Consider the following 19,833-nt stretch of genomic DNA (forward strand, 5'->3'; position numbering starts at 1 on the left):
TGCTATTTTTTTCACCAGATATTCTATTTTGCCCCTTTTACGGTCGGCTTAACACTTGCTCTATGTAAATGCACCGTTATAGGGCTAGTAGATGCAATAAGCTTGCCGCTTCTTTTCGCGTGCACGGCCAGTGTGTGGGTGCCTCGGTCAATATTGTTTAACTGCCACGTCATATGGCTTTGTGGCGCACCATAAGGTTTTCCGTCGAGCAGCAGTTGCAGCTGTTCACCGATACCAAGCTTGCGATTGGTTTCCAGTTGAATATTGATGATTCCTCGGTTGCTGCGGATGGTTTCGTTATGTTGAGGAATCAGCATCGAGAGCTTTAATGGGAGAGGTTTATCGGTTTTCTTTTCCGGCTTGTCTTGTGGCTCTTTCGATGGCTTGGCCTGAGGGGCGAGTGATTCCGTGCTTTCTACCTTAGGAGCCGGTGCGCTGGCTTCAAGGTTTGGCAGCGCGATGGCTTTTGCACCTTGGTTTGGCGTATCACTAAAATGAACCACGCCATTTTTATCTACCCATGTATAAGCAACCTGCGCTGATGCGATGGAGACGATTAATAATCCGCTGAGAGCACATAGCGATGGAATAAGCTGAACTTTCATTGCTCACCTTCTTTTGATCGATGATTTCACGTTTCAATGGCTTAGCTCTTTGACCTACAAGGTAAAAAGTCCAAGCGTATTTTTATTATCCCCTCATGTTAAACGTCGAATCTTGACTGACGAATACAAAAAAGGCCCGCCTGCGAGGCGAGCCTAATATTTTGTTGCTGTGTTTACATTTTACACAGTGTCGACCTTATACAGAGTAGTAAAGTTCGAACTCAACTGGGTGAGTTGTCATGTTCACGCGCTCTACGTCCTGAGATTTCAGCTCGATGTAAGAGTCGATGAAGTCGTCAGAGAATACACCACCCGCTGTTAGGAATTCACGGTCAGCATCTAGCTCTGCTAGTGCGTCTTTCAGTGAGTATGCAACCGTTGGGATTTCTGCTGCTTCTTCTGCTGGTAGATCGTAAAGGTCTTTATCCATTGCTTCGCCTGGGTGGATCTTGTTCTTAATACCGTCAAGACCAGCCATTAGCATTGATGCAAAGCATAGGTATGGGTTAGCCGCTGGGTCACCAAAGCGAACTTCGATACGACGTGCTTTCGGGCTTGGTACCACTGGGATACGGATTGAAGCAGAGCGGTTACGTGCAGAGTAAGCAAGCATAACTGGCGCTTCGAAGCCTGGTACAAGACGTTTGTACGAGTTTGTTGATGGGTTAGCAAATGCGTTGATTGCACGAGCGTGTTTGATGATACCGCCAATGTAGTAAAGCGCCATTTCAGATAGACCGCCGTACTTGTCACCAGCAAATAGGTTTACACCATCTTTCGCTAGAGATTGGTGAACGTGCATACCGCTACCGTTGTCACCAACAAGTGGTTTAGGCATGAACGTCGCTGTTTTACCAAACGCGTGAGCAACGTTGTGTACAACGTACTTGTAGATTTGGATTTCGTCAGCTTTGGTTGTTAGCGTGTTGAAACGAGTTGCGATTTCGTTTTGACCCGCTGTTGCCACTTCGTGGTGGTGTGCTTCAACAACAAGACCCATCTCTTCCATTACTAGACACATAGCAGAACGGATATCTTGAGATGAATCCACTGGAGCTACAGGGAAGTAACCACCTTTAACACCTGGACGGTGACCTTTGTTACCTTCTTCGTAATCAGAACCTGTGTTCCATGCTGCTTCTACGTCATCGATCTTGAAGAAAGAGCCTGACATGTCAGTCGCGAACTTCACGTCGTCAAATAGGAAGAATTCTGGCTCAGGACCGATAAGTACAGTATCTGCAACGCCAGTAGAGCGCATGAAGTCTTCAGCGCGTTTTGCGATAGAACGTGGGTCACGGTCGTAGCCTTGCATTGTTGCCGGCTCTAAGATGTCACAACGGATGTTTAGTGTTGCGTCTTCCGTGAATGGGTCAAGCACAGCAGAAGATGCGTCAGGCATCATTACCATGTCTGATTCGTTGATACCTTTCCAGCCAGCAACTGATGAACCATCGAACATTTTACCTTCTTCGAAGAAGTCTGCGTCGATTTGGTGAGCAGGGATCGAAATGTGCTGCTCTTTACCTTTTGTATCAGTGAAGCGTAGGTCAACAAACTTAACTTCGTTTTCTTGGATCAGCGATAGAACGTTTTCTACTGACATCTTGGATAACCTCCAGTGTTAATAAGCGGTAAAAGCTCGATTTATGAATTATTCATGAAACCTGGCATTGATTAATCAATTTGACTTTTCATTAATCGATGCTGTTTTAACTAAAGCCAAAACCGTGCCAAAAAAAATATTCCATTAATTTCAAGCAATTGTGTTTTTTGGCGCTAGCTTGGTGCAGATGATTGCACCAAAATGATCTTTACTTGCACTATTGTGGTGCGGAAAATAATTATTGCACCATAATGTGACAGGCGCATTGCTTATTCAGCCCAGTTTTTGAGCAAGAGTCAATTTGAATTATGCATCGATTGGAATAAAGTTGCGTTTAATCAATTCGTTCTGAGGAAGAAAATGGGCATTAAGCGTAAAAATCGCAGAAATGCTCGGGAGTAGATCACATATTTCTAGGCTTTTTGCTAAAATCTGGTACATTATGGCCGTTTTTTTAATCAGCAAATGTCGCCAGAGAGCACCCGTTCTCAGCGTGGGGGCATTTCATCTATCTAAGTGAATCAATATCCATGGCTACTCCACAGATTGATAAATTAAGAAATATCGCGATCATCGCGCACGTTGACCACGGTAAAACCACGTTGGTTGACAAGCTGCTACAACAATCAGGCACGCTTGAGTCTCGCGGTGAAGCTGAAGAGCGAGTCATGGACTCGAACGACATCGAGAAAGAGCGCGGTATTACCATTCTTGCTAAAAACACAGCAATCGACTGGAACGATTACCGTATCAACATCGTAGATACTCCGGGACACGCGGACTTCGGTGGCGAAGTTGAACGTATCATGTCGATGGTAGACTCTGTACTACTTATCGTTGACGCGGTTGATGGTCCAATGCCTCAAACGCGTTTCGTAACACAAAAAGCGTTTGCTCATGGTCTAAAACCAATCGTTGTTATCAACAAGATTGACCGCCCTGGCGCACGTCCTGATTGGGTTATGGACCAAGTGTTCGACCTATTCGACAACCTAGGTGCTTCTGACGAACAGTTAGACTTTAAAGTGGTTTACGCTTCTGCTCTTAACGGTTGGGCTTCTCTAGAAGAAGGCGAAACTGGCGAGAACATGGAACCGCTATTCGAAACTATCGTTGGCGAAGTAGCTGCACCAGAAGTTGACCTAGATGGTCCACTACAGATGCAAATCTCTCAGTTGGATTACAGCTCTTACGTTGGCGTTATCGGCGTTGGCCGTGTAACTCGTGGTAGCGTTAAGCCAAACCAGCAAGTAACGGTTGTTGGTGCCGACGGCAAAACTCGCAACGGTAAAGTGGGCACAGTAATGGGCTACCTAGGCCTAGAGCGTCACGAAGTTGAGCAAGCTAACGCGGGTGATATCATTGCAATCACTGGTCTTGGCGAGCTTAAAATCTCTGACACTATCTGTGCACAAAACGCAGTAGAAGCACTACCAGCACTGTCTGTTGATGAACCAACAGTAACCATGACGTTCCAAGTAAACACGTCTCCATTCGCTGGTAAAGAAGGTAAGTTCGTCACTTCACGTAACATCCTTGAGCGTCTAGAGAAGGAACTGGTACACAACGTTGCACTGCGCGTTGAACAAACAGACGATCCAGACAAATTCCGCGTATCAGGCCGTGGTGAGCTTCACCTGTCTATCCTGATCGAAAACATGCGTCGTGAAGGCTTCGAGCTTGCCGTATCTCGTCCAGAAGTAATCATCAAAGAAGAAGATGGTCAGTTAATGGAACCGTTTGAAACGGTAACCATCGACGTAATGGAAGAGCACCAAGGCGGTATCATGGAGAATATCGGCCTACGTAAAGGTGAGCTGAAAGATATGGCTCCAGACGGTAAAGGTCGTGTACGTATGGACTTCATCATGCCATCTCGTGGTCTGATCGGCTTCCAAACGGAATTCATGACACTGACTTCTGGTTCTGGTCTTCTATACCATACGTTTGACCACTACGGCCCACACAAAGGCGGTAACATCGGTCAGCGTATCAACGGTGTTCTGATTGCTAACGCTGCGGGTAAAGCGCTAACTAACGCACTGTTCAACCTTCAAGAACGTGGTCGTCTATTTATCGGTCACGGTGTGGAAGTTTACGAAGGCATGGTTATCGGTATTCACAGCCGCGACAACGACCTAACAGTAAACGCACTGAAAGGTAAGCAGCTAACCAACGTTCGTGCATCTGGTACAGATGACGCACAGGTTCTAACTCCGCCAATCATCATGACGCTAGAGCAAGCGCTTGAGTTCATCGATGACGACGAGTTAGTAGAAGTAACACCTGAAAGCATCCGTATCCGTAAGAAATTCCTAACGGAAAGCGATCGTAAACGTGCTTCTCGTGGCGCGAAATAATTTTCGTTAAGCGATTCAATTAAGAAGAAGCCCTGAGTTATGCTCAGGGTTTTTTGTATCTAGAGAATGAACATATCAGCATGAAGCCAATTGTGATTACTGGTGGCCCAGGTGCGGGGAAAACCACCCTACTGAATGCATTAGAGCGGCAAGGGTATGCGACGTTTGCAGAGAGCTCTCGTACGCTAATTGAACAGCAAAACCAGTTAGACGACGGTATCTTGCCGTGGACGAACCTGCCTGAGTTTGCTCAATTGTGTCTCAACTTGATGAGCAAGCAAAAGAGTGATGCGCGTTGTCATGACGTTGCGTTTGTTGATCGCGCCATCCCAGACATCATTGCTTACTTACAAGTGGGCGGTTGTAAGGTTGACCAAGCTTTCTTAACTGAAAGTGCTGGGTACCATAGTCAGGTGTTTACTTGTCGACCTGAAGCATCCATTTACGTGCAAGATGAAGTGCGTCCGCACAGCTTTGAAGAAGCATTGGAGATTCATCAATCCTTAGTGGATATCTATGCTGAATTAGGTTACGAAGTGGTAGAAGTGCCATGGGGCAGTGTGCTAGAACGAGTAGGTTTTGTTCGAAGAGTCATCGGTTTAGTTGATGAGGTCGCAGACTAAAACCTCCTCGCTAGGAGGAGGCTTGAATCATTTACTTTTGATTGAGCTTTTGTAGGAACTTATCAGACTCTGCAATCGCTTCGTTCATCTGTTTGATTGCAAACTGAATGTCTTTCTCTAGACTAGAAAACTCACCTTGTAGAGAGCCAATCGCACTCGCGTTAAGGTTGTGTTTCAAGTACAACGTGTTGTCGCGCAGTGTATTTAGTACAGGCGTCATCTTTTTCTCTGCACGCTTCATTGCGCTAAGCATGGTTTTGTACGAAGCTTTGGTTTCACGTAGCTTTTGTTCGCTTGAACGGCGCAATTTCGCGCTCGAGTACAGCTCTAGTTCGTCTTGCCATTCATTAAACAGTGCGCCGGAAACGTCTTCAATCGCAGCAATGCGGTCACGAACGTCTTGCGCCGCTTTTTCGCTGTCTTCGTACTTGTCATTGATTTTGTTGTAGACACTTTCTAGCTCACCCCCATCAAAATTAGTGATCGCAGATAAGGCCTCGAGTGCACTGGTGAATTCTTCTTGTGCATCTTGTTGAGATTCTTTGGCATCTTCAACGCGGTCGACCATAATATCTCGTTTATGGTACCCAACTTGCTCCATCGCTGAGTAATAAGCAGATTGACACCCTGTTAAAGTGAAAATTGATAGTACAATTGCTAATAAATAAGGCATTCTTATGTCCTCGACGCTAATTATGGGATGAACTATGAACCAGTTATCAGAGAGTTACAAGGCAAGATTAATCAATCTACTGCCAAGTTGCGTCGCGTTTTTTAAGTATCTTCTTAAGCGATTAACGCATGATCGCGTCAATGTGAACGCGGGCTATCTTGCCTACATTACCTTGTTATCCATCGTGCCAATGCTGACGGTATTGTTATCAATATTGTCGAAATTTCCCGTTTTTGCGAACGTCGGTGAGGTGTTGCAAGGCTACATTATTGAGAATTTTGTTCCGGCATCTGGGGAAGCTGTACATACGGCATTGCAGGAATTTGTGGCGAATACGGGCAAAATGAGCGCGGTTGGCGGTGGGTTTTTATTCATTGCTGCAGTCATGCTGATTTCGAACATTGATAAGAACTTAAACTACATTTGGCGAGTTAAAGACAAGCGCCGTTTAGTCTTTTCATTCTCTATGTATTGGATGGTACTCACGTTAGGGCCGATCATGGTCGGTGCGAGTATCGCGGCGACATCGTACGTGACCTCACTGCAAATTTTAGAGAACGAGACATTATCTGGTGCGTTCAATCTGTTTTTACGTTGGTTACCGCTGTTGTTGTCTTTTTTCGCTTTCCTTGGCTTGTATATTCTGGTGCCGAATAAAAAAGTGCACCTGGCTCATGGTGCGATGGGGGCAGCTGTCGCCGCGATACTGTTCGAATTAAGTAAAAAGGGCTTTGCACTCTACATCACGCAGTTTCCGTCTTATCAGCTCATTTACGGCGCGTTAGCCGCGATTCCTATCTTGTTTGTTTGGGTGTATTTATGCTGGATGATCGTGTTATTGGGTGCGGAAGTCACAGCAGCGCTTGGTGAGCGAGAGCACTGGAGTGAAGATTTAGACATGATACACTCGACCGCTGAATCTCAGTTAACAGATGAAGGAAGCGAGAGTAGTGATAGCGCTAATTCAACGAGTCAGTGAAGCTGCCGTCCGTGTGGATGGTGAAGTCGTAGGGGAAATTGATCGTGGTCTGCTGGTCTTATTAGGAGTAGAGAAAGACGACGATGAGGCCAAAGCAAAACGCTTGATGGAGCGTGTTACGACCTACCGCGTGTTCGAAGATGATGAAGGTAAGATGAACCTGAACGTCAAACAGGTAGAAGGCAAAGTGCTGGTGGTTTCTCAATTTACGTTACCTGCGGATACAAAAAAAGGCACTCGTGCTGGCTTTTCTCGCGGTGCGCATCCTGCTGATGCTGAGCGCTTGTATGATTACTTTTCTGATTTGTGTGAACAAGTTTTACCCACACAGCGTGGCCGCTTCGCTGCCGATATGAAAGTGTCCTTAGTGAATGACGGTCCGGTGACGTTTTGGTTGCAGGTCTAGTCTGGTAACACAAGCGCCATGGTCTAAGCTTTAACTCCAAGCTCATGGAATTGGCTTGGAGTGATTTTCCCGACATTTATTAGTGTTGTGCTTTCAAAGGATTGATATGTTCAAACTCATTACTCCCAAAACCGATAATCAGATAAATAAGTATTATCAGTTTCGCTGGCAACTGCTTCGTGAGCCATGGCGTATGCCAATTGGCTCTGAACGCGATGAATACGATGAAATGAGCCATCACCGTATGATTGTTGATGGCCGAGGTCGTCCTATGGCGATCGGTCGTTTATACATTACGCCGGATAATGATGGCCAAATCCGCTATATGGCGGTTAAAAATAATCGCCGCAGTAAAGGTATGGGCTCGCTGGTTCTGGTCGCGCTAGAGTCGTTAGCACGCCAAGAAGGGGCGAAGCGCTTGGTGTGTAATGCCCGTGAAGATGCCATCGCATTTTACGAGAAAAATGGCTTTGAGCGTCGCGGTGAACTGACCGACGAGCGCGGTCCTGTGCGTCACCAGCAAATGGTGAAACCATTGGATCCGATGGCGAATGTGTTGCGTCGCCCAGAATGGTGCACTGAACTTCAGCAGCGCTGGGAGCAACAGATCCCAATTAGCGACAAAATGGGGATAAAAATTAACCAGTACACGGGTTACCAGTTTGAATGCTGCGCGCAACTTAATCCAAACCTTAATCCGCATAACACCATGTTTGCGGGGTCGGCTTTTACTTTAGCTACCTTGACGGGGTGGGGTATGACGTGGCTGCTGCTTAAAGAGCGCGGTTTGCATGGTGATATTGTGTTGGCCGACAGCTCGATTCGTTATCGTCAACCAGTCGAACAAAACCCCGTGGCAAGTACTTCGTTAGATGGGATCAGTGGTGACCTAGATCGATTGGAGTCAGGGCGTAAAGCACGCATCGTCATTCACGTGGTGATTTATAGTGGCGACACGCCAGCCGTAGATTTTGTTGGTACCTATATGCTGATACCGAACTATTCGCAATTACTCAGCTGTTAATTGAGAGGGCGCCTTACTGATCTGTAGGGCGCTTATCTGTTTCGTTTTCTCGCTCTGTCGGTGGGAGGATTTGTTCCTCTGTGGTGGGATCAGTGACAGATGCTTCGTCTTCTTCGACAATTTCTTCGGAAAATTCTTCCTCTTGAATCTCCACATTGATGTTATCAATCGCAGTTGGCAGCTCCATGGCTGATTCACTTGTTTGTGGAGTGCTTTCAACATCAGCCGGTGCTTTTGGTGCTGGTGCTTTTAAACATTCATTATGATGGATTTCGCCACTGAGTAGATCGCCTTCAACGCTCCCGCACGACTCTTTCAATTGATAAACAATGCCATTTAGCGGGTTGTTGGCCATATCAAACTCGCCCCAAACCCTACCACTCATAGCTTTCCCAGAAATGGTGACTGGTTCTATGGCGACTTTCCCTCGTTGCGCGCTTAAACGCAGCGGACTTAAGGCAATGGCTTTGAGCGAATGATTCGCTTGGGATTTAAAACGGGTATCTCGTAGGTTGGCTTCCACTTCACCAGATAAGCTGTAGGCCAGCATGTTGCGATCACCTGATAATCCTTGTAAATCGAGGCTGAGATCGGAAAAACCATCAATGGCCAGTGTGTTGGGTAAATAATCGTGGAAGAGTGATAAGGGAATGCCATCGGCATTGAGGTTGAGTACCCAAGGCTGGCTCGGAGTACTTAGGTTTATCTGTCCGATGCCTTCTACGTAGCCTTGCTCGAGTGGTGCAAAAAGGCGTGTCAGTTTCCAAAAGCCATTCTCACTTTGCATGGCAAGTGCAGCATGAGACGTGAGCACTTGGTTATAACTGGCGTTTACAACGCTAGCGTCCAGATCGCCATGCCAAAGGCCCCAACGTTGATTGACCTGTTTAAGATCAAGCTGCTGCCCTTCGATGTTTAAACCGGAGAACTGCCAATAAGGTTCGTGAGATAGCTGAATGATCTGGCTGCGCTCGATGTCGAGTCGTTGGATTGTGACATGATCTAACTTACTGATGGCTGCGTGCCACCAGTTTTGGTTATCTTCAGGTTGTATTGCCCACTTGAGGCCTTGAATGGAGGCTTCTTCGAGTTGCCATTGCGTTGGAGTGAACACCCCAGAGACCTGCACACGACCTTGCTGCCAATCTAAGCTGAGATCGTTGAGCTGGATTTTTCCAGGCTTGATAACAGCACTTAAACGTGGCTCTATTGCGGTTTGCTGTTGGAATCGGACGCTATCCGCCTGCAATGAAACTTGAGCCGTTGTCTCCCAGAGAGACAGTGGCAGTGTGGCGTTTTCTACGGAGAGCTCTAAGTTTTGCCAGTGCCAATCGCCCCATTCAATATCGGCGTTCAGTAAGTCTAAGCTATTAATGTGATTAATCTTGAATGGTATTGCTTGCCAAGGCTTAGCAAGCAGTGATTGGAGCTGGATATGATTGAGTTGCAACTTATTGATGGTCACATTCACTAAAGACCAGCCTTGTGGATACTGCTCGCCTTGCCCTGAAATTTGACTGTTACGCCAGTTAAATGAAGTGCCATAGAGCGTACTGTCTTGCGGTTTGTAGTCCATGTCGACCAAGACCTGATTAAAGGCTTCGCCATTCCAATAGATCTGGTCGGCTGCAAGTTGAACCTCGCCATATGGTATTAACTGGCCATTCCACTGTGGTGATTGAATTTGAAGGTCAATGCCATTACCAGAAAACTGCTCGTCGGCGTAATCAATATTTTTGAGCGCGATTTGATGGAACAAAACGTTATCTAAAGGCGGGAGCTTTGGCGCGCCATACTGCAAATTAAGTCCATCAATCAATAAGCTATCAACGATCCATTTACCATCGCGATAAACATCGGGATTCATCCATAAATCGACTTGCTCGATGTAAGAGCCGTCGTCTACGTTTGTGTTCACACCCTGTAAAGTTAAGTGGTAGGGAAAATCGTAACGCACGCTTTCTGCTTGAAAGGGCAGGGAGAGGCTGTTTGATAGCAGACGCCAAGTTGCATCGGCGTAAGATGTTGTTAACAGCGCAATCATAGTGGCCGGAATGGCAACTAAGATAACCAGTAACAGAATTAGAACTCGACGCGCTGTTTTCATCCCTGCTAGAACCTACGTTTGCTATTAAATAAAACTAGATAGGCTTTAGCTTGTATCAATATTCTGCGGTATTCAATAAAAAGCCCCTCAAAAGAGGGGCTTGAAGCGGTTTTTTTGTAACTTGGTCTACGTAAAAGTGATAAGTGGCTGACCACTTACCACTGTGGTTTACGCGACGTCGTTGTTACTCGATTTAATCAATCTGAGGGCCAGCGGCAACCAGAGATTTACCTTCCGCATTGTCCGTGTATTTATCAAAGTTATTGATAAAGCGTTCAGCCAAGTCTTTCGCTTTGCTTTCCCACTGAAGTGGATCAACGTATGTGTCACGAGGGTCTAGAATGCTTGGATCCACACCTGGTAGTGAAGTCGGTACTTCAAGATTGAAGATAGGAATGTGCTTAGTTGGTGCATCTTCAATCGAACCATCAAGAATCGCATCAATAATTCCGCGCGTATCTTGAATCGAGATACGTTTGCCAGTGCCGTTCCAACCTGTGTTCACTAGGTAAGCCTCAGCGCCTGCTGCTTCCATACGTTTAACCAGTACTTCTGCGTATTTAGTTGGGTGAAGCGTTAGGAACGCTGCGCCAAAACATGCAGAGAAGGTTGGTGTTGGCTCAGTAATACCACGCTCTGTTCCTGCCAATTTTGCAGTAAAGCCAGATAGGAAGTGGTACTTAGTTTGCTCAGGTGTCAATTTAGACACTGGAGGTAGCACACCAAATGCGTCCGCTGATAGGAAGATCACTTTATTCGCGTGACCGCCTTTTGATACTGGCTTAACGATGTTGTCGATATGGTAGATAGGGTAAGAAACACGAGTGTTTTCTGTTTTCGAACCATCATCAAAGTCGATAGAACCATCGCTACGTACCGTTACGTTTTCTAGCAGTGCATCACGGCGAATTGCGTTGTAGATGTCTGGCTCCGCTTCTTTCGATAGCTTGATGGTTTTCGCGTAACAACCACCTTCGAAGTTGAAGACGCCGTCATCATCCCAACCGTGCTCATCATCACCAATTAACGCACGTTTAGGATCAGTCGATAGTGTGGTTTTACCCGTACCAGAGAGACCAAAGAATACCGCTACGTCGCCGTCTTTGCCCATGTTAGCGCTACAGTGCATTGATGCGATGTCTTTTAGAGGAAGGAAGTAGTTCATCATTGCGAACATGCCTTTCTTCATCTCACCGCCGTACCAAGTACCACCGATAAGTTGCATGCGCTCGGTTAGGTTAAATACGGTGAAGTTTTCTGAGTTCAGACCTTGCTCTTCCCATTTTGGGTTAGTGCATTTTGCGCCATTCATTACCACGAAGTCTGGTTCAAATGTTGCCAATTCTTCTTCCGTTGGGCGGATAAACATGTTTTTAACGAAGTGCGCTTGCCATGCGACTTCCGTGATAACACGAATGCTCAAACGCGTATCTGGGTTTGCACCACAGTAACCGTCAACAACAAACAAGCGCTTGTTAGAAAGCTGGTTTGTGACCAGTTCTTTCAGCTCGTCCCACACTTCTGGAGTGATTGGCTTGTTGTCATTTTTTACTTGATCAGACGTCCACCACATATGCTCTTCTGTCGTAGCGTCTTTGACGATGTATTTATCTTTTGGTGAGCGACCAGTAAAGATGCCAGTGTCAACGGCAACCGCACCTAGTTCAGTAACCACGCCACGCTCATAACCTGTTAGGTCTTCACGCGTTTCTTCCTCAAACAACATTTCGTAGCTAGGGTTGCGAATAACCTCTTTAACGTTATGCAGTCCGTGCTTGGTTAGATCAAGTGTTGCAGCCTTAGTATGTTCCATAACGGTCATAGGTGCTCCTTATAAGGATTTTTGTAGGGATTTTGTAAGAATGTTTTAATTTTAATCTGCTCACCATGCTAGCAACGGGGCGGGGAGAAAACAGGGAGATAGCTCAAAATTTATCCATGATTTCAATAAGGTTTTAGGTAACCCGTCACATATTGGTGGGAATAGTTTATCGTGCACGCAATCCTTTGCGCTAGGGCAAAATCATTATTAATTGTTTAAAATTAAGCAGTTGTTTTATTACGCTTGAAGCGAGGTATTACGAGGGGTTGATCACAAAAATGCCAGCATTAAGCTGGCATTTTGTAGGGTAAATTACGTGCTTGATAAGCTATGTAAATTAATGCAGGGTTTTCTTGTCCGCAGAAGCTTGTGCATATAGCTCGGTGACTTCTGCTTCGTCGAACGTATAGGTCGTGCCACAGTAATCACAATGTAAAGAAACGGATCCTACTTCAGCCAAAATGTCATAAATTTCAGCTTTCTCAACGGTGATGATAGCGGCACCACTACGATCACGAGAACAGCCACAATGGAATTCGACAGGTTGCGGTTCGTAAAGGCGCACTTTGTCTTGGTTATATAGGCGGTAGAGTAGTTCGTTAGCTTCTAGACCAAATAGCTCTTCATCTTTTACCGTGTCAGTCAGTTGCTCTAGATGCTCGAAATCATCTGGTGAACCAGTGCCATCAGGGATTACTTGAATCAACATACCTGCTGCGTGGGCTTTACCTTCATGCTCGCCCGTGCGGATCCATAGGCGCGTTTTTAGCTGCTCTGAGTTTGCGAAGTAGCCTTCTAGTACGTCGGCTAGAGTATCACCTTCTAATCCAACAACACCTTGGTAACGCTCACCGTTTTTCGGTTCGATAGTGATAACGAGGTAACCTTTACCCATGAGATCGTGGAGGCTTGCATCATCGGCAATATCGCCTTCCCAGCGAGCCACGCCACGAACGCGTTGCTTGTGGTCACCGTTGATAACGGCAAGAGATACAGGGCCGTCGCCTTGTAGCTGAATGGTGATTGAGCCTTCGAACTTAAGAGTGGCAGTTAAAAGAGTGGTTGAAACGAGTAGCTCACCCAGCAGTTTCTCTATTGCTGCCGGATATTCCTTGCTGGAGATAACACGTTGGTACGCTTCATCCAATTGTACCAACTCGCCACGTACTGAAAGATCTTCGAATAGGTAGCGGTTTAAAACATTATTTGCCATGGAGTGCTTTCCTCGTTGGTAATTCCGGCTTTTATTGGTGTTTGAACTTAATGATGTCTCTGCGCTGCTTTTTATCTGGGCGGCGTTCTGGACTTGGGTTGTGGGCATTAAGCTTACGTTGAGTCGCGTGTTCCTCACGTTTCGCTATACTTTCATTAGTTTCGCGATACAAGGTCTGTGCGATGGGAGCGCCTCGGCGTTGATCAGAAATTTTTTCGATGATCACCGTTTTTTCTTCGTTGCCTTGACGAAGTCTTACTTCGGCGCCCACTTCAACGATTTTACTCGGTTTGCTTCGTTGGCCATTATAGTGGACTTTACCACCATCGACCATGTTACGAGCGATAGAGCGGGTTTTATAAAATCTTGCGGCCCATAGCCATTTATCTAGCCTAACGGCTTCATTTAGGGAACTCATAGAACACTACGCTATCTAATCACTGCCCGAATATGGCAATGAGTGATGGATTATTCACCTACAGATGGAGTCAAGGCGTATTTTTTTCAAGGGAGTTGGCAAAAACTGCATAAGAAAAAGGTATGAAAGACAACTTGTGATATAGTTCACTGCTCTTTGTTGAGTAATAATTTTATTGCAAATTTAGCAATTTAAAGTCGATAGCTATTGTTATAGCTTAAATGACGAACGTTAGAATAAAGGAAGCCATTCAGTGAAACGTTTAGAGCTAAGTGCAGGATTATCAAGCAGACCGCTACTGGCTCAGATCAAGTCCAATAATTATACAATTCAAGCCAAACTTAGCTTGTTGCTCACCTGTCTGTTTATTGCGATAACCGGATGGATACTTGGCAAAATTGTATGGTTAGCCATACCTCAATCGTCGGAAGTGCCGCAATGGCGTCCATCGACGAGCAGCGTTGTTGCGAGCAATAAAGGCGACGCGATAGATTTTAATGCCCTTCAGAATGCCAACCTATTCGGTAAATTCACTGAACAAAAGCCTGCAGTTGTAGAACAACCTGTTGTTAAAGACGCTCCTAAGACGCGCCTTAACCTTACACTGGTTGGCGCGGTTGCAAGCAGTGATGCGAATACCAGCCTTGCTGTCATTGCCAACCGTGGCAAGCAAGCAACGTATGGTTTAGGTGAAGAAATTGAAGGTACGCGTGCGACACTAAAAGCCGTATTAGTGGATCGCGTCATCATTGACAACCAAGGTCGAGACGAGACCTTAATGATGCAGGGTATAGAATATAAGAAGCTATCTGAGTCGCCGCAGATAGCCAGAGCCCAATCTCAACGAGCAGAAGCAGCGTCTGACGTTGGAGAAAAATTAGAGCAAATCCGAGAGGAAATTGCGAAAGATCCACAAAGCGTTTTCAAATACATCACCATTTCACCCGTCAAAAGAGACGGGGGCATTGTTGGTTATCGAGTGTCACCTGGTCGTGATGCCGCGCTGTTTAATGATGTGGGTCTAGAACCTGGTGATATTGCGGTGCAACTTAACGGGATCGATTTAAGCGACCCGTCTTCTTCAGTACAACTGATGCAAGTGATGAGCGATCCGCAAGAATTAAATTTAACTGTTGAGCGCGACGGCCAACAGTACGATATCTATATCCAATTGTAAGACTTAGGCAACCGGCGTAAGTTCAGGGAGACATACGTGAAACATTGGTTCAGCAAAAGTGCTTGGCTACTAGCAGGAAGTTTACTCTGCGTCCCAGGTGCAATAGCAAACGAATTTAGTGCCAGCTTTAAAGGCACTGATATTCAAGAATTCATCAACATAGTGGGTCGTAATCTCGAAAAGACCATCATTGTTGACCCTTCAGTGCGCGGTAAAATCGATGTCCGCAGCTATGACGTGCTTAACGAAGAGCAATACTACAGCTTTTTCCTTAACGTACTCGAAGTATACGGCTACGCCGTCGTAGAAATGGACAACGGTGTACTTAAGGTTATCAAAGCGAAAGACTCAAAAACGTCAGCAATCCCTGTATTAGGTGATGGCAGCGCGCAAGGCGACAGCGTTATCACTCGAGTTGTTGCGGTGCGTAATGTGTCGGTTCGTGAGTTGTCTCCTCTACTTCGTCAACTGATTGATAATGCTGGTGCTGGTAACGTAGTTCACTACGATCCAGCGAACATCATCTTAATCACAGGTCGTGCGGCGGTCGTAAATCGCTTAGCGGAAATCATTAAGCGTGTTGATCAAGCGGGTGATAAAGAAATTGAGCTGGTGGAACTGCGCAATGCTTCTGCTGCTGAAATGGTGCGTATTGTTGAAGCACTGAATAAAAGCACCAATCAGAAGAGCACGCCTGAGTTCCTTGAGCCTAAAATTGTTGCCGATGAACGTACCAACGCGATTTTGATTTCTGGCGATCCTAAAGTACGTGCGCGTCTGAAGCGATTGATTCGTCAACTTGACGTTGAAATGGCGACCAAAGGTAACAACCGCGTGGTTTACCTGAAGAACGCGAAAGCTGAAGATTTGGTGGATGTACTAAAAGGTGTTTCCGATAACCTACAAGCTGAAAAGCAAGTCGGCCAGAAAGCGTCAGGTGCCCAGCGTGGTGAAGTGGTGATTGCTGCGCACGCAGCGACCAACGCCTTAGTATTAACGGCTCCACCAGATATCATGAATGCGCTACAAGATGTTATTGCTCAGCTTGATATTCGTCGTGCTCAAGTCTTGATTGAGGCGCTGATCGTTGAAATGTCAGAAGGTGACGGCATTAACTTAGGTGTTCAGTGGGGCTCACTGGAAACCGGTGCGGTGATTCAGTACGGTAACTCTGGTGCACCGATTGGTCAGGTAATGGTTGGTCTAGAAGAAGCAAAAGATCAAACTCGAACTGAATACTACACAAATGCGAATGGCGAACGAACGCCATATGATGTTACTGAATCTGGTGACTATTCTACTCTTGCATCGGCACTGAGCGGTGTTAACGGTGCTGCGATGAGCATCGTGATGGGTGACTGGACTGCTTTGGTCAGTGCAGTAGCGACCGACTCCAACTCAAACATTCTATCTTCTCCAAGTATCACGGTAATGGATAATGGTGAAGCATCATTTATTGTTGGTGAAGAAGTGCCTGTTATCACAGGCTCTACGGCTGGCTCAAACAACGATAATCCATTCCAAACGGTTGATCGTAAAGAAGTTGGTATCAAGCTTAAGGTTGTGCCACAAATTAACGAAGGCGACTCTGTTCAGCTAAATATTGAGCAAGAAGTGTCCAATGTATTGGGTGCAAACGGTGCGGTTGACGTTCGATTTGCTAAGCGTCAGCTAAATACCTCAGTTATGATCCAAGATGGTCAGATGCTGGTTCTTGGTGGTTTGGTTGATGAACGTGCACTTGAAAGTGAGTCAAAAGTACCGCTACTGGGTGACATCCCAGTGCTTGGTCATTTGTTCAAATCAACCAGCACGCAAACAGAAAAGCGTAACTTGATGGTGTTCATCAAGCCGACGATTATTCGTGATGGTATGACTGCAGACGGCATTACACAGCGCAAATACAACTTTATTCGCGCAGAACAGCTCTACAAAGCGGATCAAGGATTGAAGTTGATGGCTGACGAGAAGATCCCAGTCATGCCAGCCTTTGGCCAGGAGCGTCAGCACCCAACTGAGATACAAGCGTTTATTGATCAAATGGAAAATAACTAATGGTTGATATGTTAGACACAGCGCCAAGTATGCGTCGTCTGCCATTCAGTTTTGCCAATCGCTTTAAACTGGTGCTGGAGACAGAGCATCCTGAGCGTCCGCCCATTCTTTACTATGTCGAGCCGCTCAACCCAGCGGCTCTGGTCGAAGTCCGTCGTGTGCTGAAGAAAAGCTTCGTGCCACAACCTATCGATAAAGAAGCCTTCGATAAAAAGTTAACCGAAGCTTATCAGCGTGACTCGTCTGAAGCGCGTCAATTGATGGAAGACATCGGTGCCGATAGCGACGACTTTTTCTCATTGGCTGAAGAGCTGCCGCATGATGAAGACTTGCTAGAGTCAGAAGACGATGCACCAATCATTAAGTTGATCAATGCGATGTTGGGTGAAGCGATCAAAGAAGGGGCGTCGGATATTCACATTGAAACTTTCGAGAAAACCCTTTCGATTCGTTTCCGTGTCGATGGCGTATTGCGTGAAGTGCTCACTCCAAGTCGTAAGCTTGCACCACTGTTAGTGTCGCGAGTGAAGGTCATGGCGAAGCTGGATATTGCAGAAAAGCGTGTACCTCAAGATGGTCGTATCTCACTGCGTATTGGTGGTCGTGCGGTTGATGTGCGTGTTTCTACAATGCCGTCGTCACATGGTGAGCGAGTAGTTATGCGTCTGTTGGATAAAAACGCGACGCGTCTCGATTTGCATAGCTTAGGTATGACGCCTTCCGTGCACGACAATTTCCGTCATCTTATTCAGCGTCCTCACGGTATCATCTTGGTCACCGGCCCGACGGGTTCTGGTAAGTCGACGACTTTGTACGCTGGCTTGCAAGAGATCAACAGTAACGAACGCAATATCTTAACGGTTGAAGACCCGATCGAATTTGACATTGATGGCATCGGTCAGACTCAGGTGAACCCGAAGGTCGACATGACTTTTGCGCGTGGCTTGCGTGCTATTCTGCGTCAGGACCCTGACGTGGTGATGGTCGGTGAGATCCGTGACTTAGAAACCGCACAAATTGCAGTGCAAGCGTCCTTAACGGGTCACTTAGTGATGTCGACCCTTCATACCAACACCGCTGTTGGTGCGATCACGCGTCTACGCGATATGGGCATTGAACCATTCCTTATTTCTTCATCGTTATTGGGTGTGTTAGCACAGCGCTTGGTTCGTACGCTTTGCCCAAGTTGTAAAGAACCATATGAAGCCGATGCTGAACAGAAGAAACTGTTTGGTATGGAAGCGCATGAACCACTAGAGCTACACCGTGCTAAAGGCTGCGAAGCGTGTAACCAAAAAGGCTACCGAGGTCGAACAGGTATCCACGAGCTCATTATGGTCGATGAGCAAGTGCAAGAATTGATTCACCGAGAGTCTGGTGAGCAAGAAATTGAGAGAGCCGTTCGCGCCCATACGCCAAGTATTCGCAGTGATGGTCTAAGCAAAGTACGTCGTGGTATTACGTCACTTGAAGAAGTGATGCGAGTGACGAAGGAAACCTAATGGCGGCATTTGAGTACAAAGCGCTAGATGCAAAAGGCAAGCATAAAAAAGGCACGATAGAAGGGGACAACGCCCGACAAGTGCGCCAGCGACTCAAAGAACAAGGGATGATCCCGATTGAAGTGGTCGAGACGAAAGCTAAATCGGCTAAGTCTTCAGGTTCAGTCAGCTTTAAGCGCGGCATCTCAACATCTGAGCTGGCACTAATCACACGTCAATTGTCCACGTTAGTCCAATCAGGTATGCCTCTGGAAGAATGTTTGCGCGCGGTCTCTGAGCAGGCTGAAAAGCCGAGAATTCGTTCTATGCTGGCTGCGGTTCGCTCGAAAGTAACCGAGGGTTATCCGCTCGCCGACAGCTTTGCTGATTACCCACACGTGTTTGATGAGCTCTATCGCTCCATGGTTGCGGCGGGTGAAAAGTCAGGCCATCTTGATACGGTATTAGAGCGTTTGGCAGACTACGTCGAAAACCGTCAGAAGATGCGTTCCAAACTGCTTCAAGCCATGATCTACCCGGTGGTTTTAGTGGTGTTTGCGGTTGTTATTGTTTCTTTCTTATTAGCGACAGTGGTACCCAAAATCATTGAGCCAATCATTCAGATGGGACAAGAGTTACCTCAGTCAACACAGTTCTTACTGGCAGCCAGTGAGTTTGTGCAAGATTGGGGGCTTATCATCTTCGTCGTGCTGGTGGTGTTTTTCTATGGGCTCAAACTGGCGTTGCAAAAACCAGACTTTCGCTTAGCTTGGGATAGAAAAATCTTGAGTCTACCGCTATTGGGCAAAATCTCTCGAGGTTTGAATACCGCACGATTCGCACGAACACTTTCGATTTGTACTTCCAGTGCGATTCCAATTCTAGAAGGCATGCGTGTCGCGGTGGATGTTATGTCTAATCGCTATGTGAAGCAGCAAGTGTTACTTGCTGCAGATAACGTTCGAGAAGGTGCCAGCCTGCGTAAGGCGTTAGATCAAACTCGTCTGTTTCCACCAATGATGCTACACATGATCGCCAGTGGTGAGCAAAGTGGTGAATTGGAGAGCATGTTGACGCGTGCTGCCGATAACCAAGATCAAAACTTTGAATCTACAGTCAATATTGCGTTAGGCGTATTCACTCCGGCATTAATTGCCTTAATGGCTGGATTAGTGTTGTTCATTGTGATGGCGACCTTGATGCCAATGCTAGAAATGAATAACTTGATGAGCGGATAAATTCGAATTAAGACGTGTCTACTTACGGCATGGCTTGAATCTAACT

General features: G+C 46.4%; 16 protein-coding genes. 9 read left to right on the top strand and 7 right to left on the bottom strand.

The window, feature by feature from the left end:
- Positions 1-23: 23 nt before the first annotated feature.
- On the bottom strand, positions 24-605 hold the full coding sequence (locus tag EX191_RS15500; RefSeq protein ID WP_193448015.1) for a DUF4124 domain-containing protein: 582 nt from the start codon (positions 603-605) through the stop codon (positions 24-26).
- 196 nt (positions 606-801) lie between these two features.
- Complete coding sequence (gene glnA / locus EX191_RS15505; protein ID WP_005395023.1) at positions 802-2,211, bottom strand: glutamate--ammonia ligase; 1,410 nt, start codon at positions 2,209-2,211, stop codon at positions 802-804.
- A gap of 530 nt (positions 2,212-2,741) precedes the next feature.
- Between glnA and typA the strand changes: the two genes are divergently transcribed.
- Both typA and EX191_RS15515 read left to right on the top strand, forming a co-directional pair.
- On the top strand, positions 2,742-4,571 hold the full coding sequence (gene typA, locus EX191_RS15510) for a translational GTPase TypA (protein WP_046874152.1): 1,830 nt from the start codon (positions 2,742-2,744) through the stop codon (positions 4,569-4,571).
- 80 nt (positions 4,572-4,651) lie between these two features.
- The gene (locus EX191_RS15515; RefSeq protein WP_164666592.1) at positions 4,652-5,194 is read left to right on the top strand and encodes an AAA family ATPase; all 543 of its coding nucleotides are present in this window, start codon (positions 4,652-4,654) and stop codon (positions 5,192-5,194) included.
- Between the two features lie 31 nt (positions 5,195-5,225).
- Here the strand turns inward: EX191_RS15515 and EX191_RS15520 are convergent, their stop codons facing one another.
- Positions 5,226-5,867 carry a DUF2959 domain-containing protein gene (locus EX191_RS15520; protein WP_006741783.1) on the bottom strand — a complete coding sequence of 214 codons (642 nt, stop codon included), beginning with the start codon at positions 5,865-5,867 and terminating at the stop codon, positions 5,226-5,228.
- Between the two features lie 34 nt (positions 5,868-5,901).
- Here EX191_RS15520 and EX191_RS15525 point away from each other — a divergent pair, with 34 nt between their 5' ends.
- From EX191_RS15525 to EX191_RS15535, 3 genes are all read left to right on the top strand, one after another.
- The gene (locus tag EX191_RS15525) at positions 5,902-6,846 is read left to right on the top strand and encodes a virulence factor BrkB family protein (protein WP_005379281.1); all 945 of its coding nucleotides are present in this window, start codon (positions 5,902-5,904) and stop codon (positions 6,844-6,846) included.
- Positions 6,818-7,252 carry a D-aminoacyl-tRNA deacylase gene (dtd, locus tag EX191_RS15530; RefSeq protein ID WP_012841223.1) on the top strand — a complete coding sequence of 145 codons (435 nt, stop codon included), beginning with the start codon at positions 6,818-6,820 and terminating at the stop codon, positions 7,250-7,252. Before EX191_RS15525 ends, dtd begins: the two co-directional genes overlap by 29 nt.
- Positions 7,253-7,358: 106 nt before the next feature.
- Positions 7,359-8,276: a bifunctional GNAT family N-acetyltransferase/hotdog fold thioesterase gene (locus tag EX191_RS15535; RefSeq protein ID WP_005395003.1), complete on the top strand. Its 918-nt coding sequence runs from the start codon at positions 7,359-7,361 to the stop codon at positions 8,274-8,276.
- A 13-nt stretch (positions 8,277-8,289) separates the two neighbouring features.
- Here EX191_RS15535 and EX191_RS15540 read toward each other — a convergent pair whose 3' ends face one another.
- The 4 genes from EX191_RS15540 to hslR all read right to left on the bottom strand — a co-directional run bounded on the left by EX191_RS15540 (position 8,290) and on the right by hslR (position 13,836).
- Positions 8,290-10,383 (bottom strand): AsmA family protein, encoded by a 2,094-nt coding sequence (locus tag EX191_RS15540; protein WP_164666591.1) that lies wholly within the window; start codon positions 10,381-10,383, stop codon positions 8,290-8,292.
- Between the two features lie 193 nt (positions 10,384-10,576).
- The gene (pckA, locus tag EX191_RS15545; RefSeq protein ID WP_005395000.1) at positions 10,577-12,205 is read right to left on the bottom strand and encodes a phosphoenolpyruvate carboxykinase (ATP); all 1,629 of its coding nucleotides are present in this window, start codon (positions 12,203-12,205) and stop codon (positions 10,577-10,579) included.
- Between the two features lie 337 nt (positions 12,206-12,542).
- Complete coding sequence (hslO, locus tag EX191_RS15550) at positions 12,543-13,418, bottom strand: Hsp33 family molecular chaperone HslO (protein ID WP_046874147.1); 876 nt, start codon at positions 13,416-13,418, stop codon at positions 12,543-12,545.
- Positions 13,419-13,449: 31 nt separating this feature from the next.
- On the bottom strand, positions 13,450-13,836 hold the full coding sequence (hslR, locus tag EX191_RS15555; protein ID WP_031780440.1) for a ribosome-associated heat shock protein Hsp15: 387 nt from the start codon (positions 13,834-13,836) through the stop codon (positions 13,450-13,452).
- 253 nt (positions 13,837-14,089) lie between these two features.
- On the opposite strand from hslR, the gene gspC reads away from it, so the two are divergent.
- Genes gspC through gspF form a run of 4 tightly spaced genes read left to right on the top strand, consistent with a single transcriptional unit; the run spans position 14,090 to position 19,787 of the window.
- Complete coding sequence (gspC, locus tag EX191_RS15560; protein ID WP_006741787.1) at positions 14,090-15,013, top strand: type II secretion system protein GspC; 924 nt, start codon at positions 14,090-14,092, stop codon at positions 15,011-15,013.
- Between the two features lie 36 nt (positions 15,014-15,049).
- Positions 15,050-17,068 carry a type II secretion system secretin GspD gene (gene gspD, locus EX191_RS15565; protein ID WP_005394995.1) on the top strand — a complete coding sequence of 673 codons (2,019 nt, stop codon included), beginning with the start codon at positions 15,050-15,052 and terminating at the stop codon, positions 17,066-17,068.
- Entirely contained in the window at positions 17,068-18,570 is a 1,503-nt protein-coding gene (gene gspE / locus EX191_RS15570; protein ID WP_005394994.1) for a type II secretion system ATPase GspE, read from the top strand. The genes gspD and gspE overlap by 1 nt, the downstream gene beginning before the upstream one ends.
- Positions 18,570-19,787, top strand: a complete 1,218-nt coding sequence (gene gspF, locus EX191_RS15575) for a type II secretion system inner membrane protein GspF (RefSeq protein ID WP_005394987.1) — start codon at positions 18,570-18,572, stop codon at positions 19,785-19,787. Before gspE ends, gspF begins: the two co-directional genes overlap by 1 nt.
- Positions 19,788-19,833 lie beyond the last annotated feature (46 nt).

The sequence above is a fragment of the Vibrio chemaguriensis genome (genome assembly GCF_012275705.1).
Lineage (GTDB): Bacteria > Pseudomonadota > Gammaproteobacteria > Enterobacterales > Vibrionaceae > Vibrio > Vibrio diabolicus.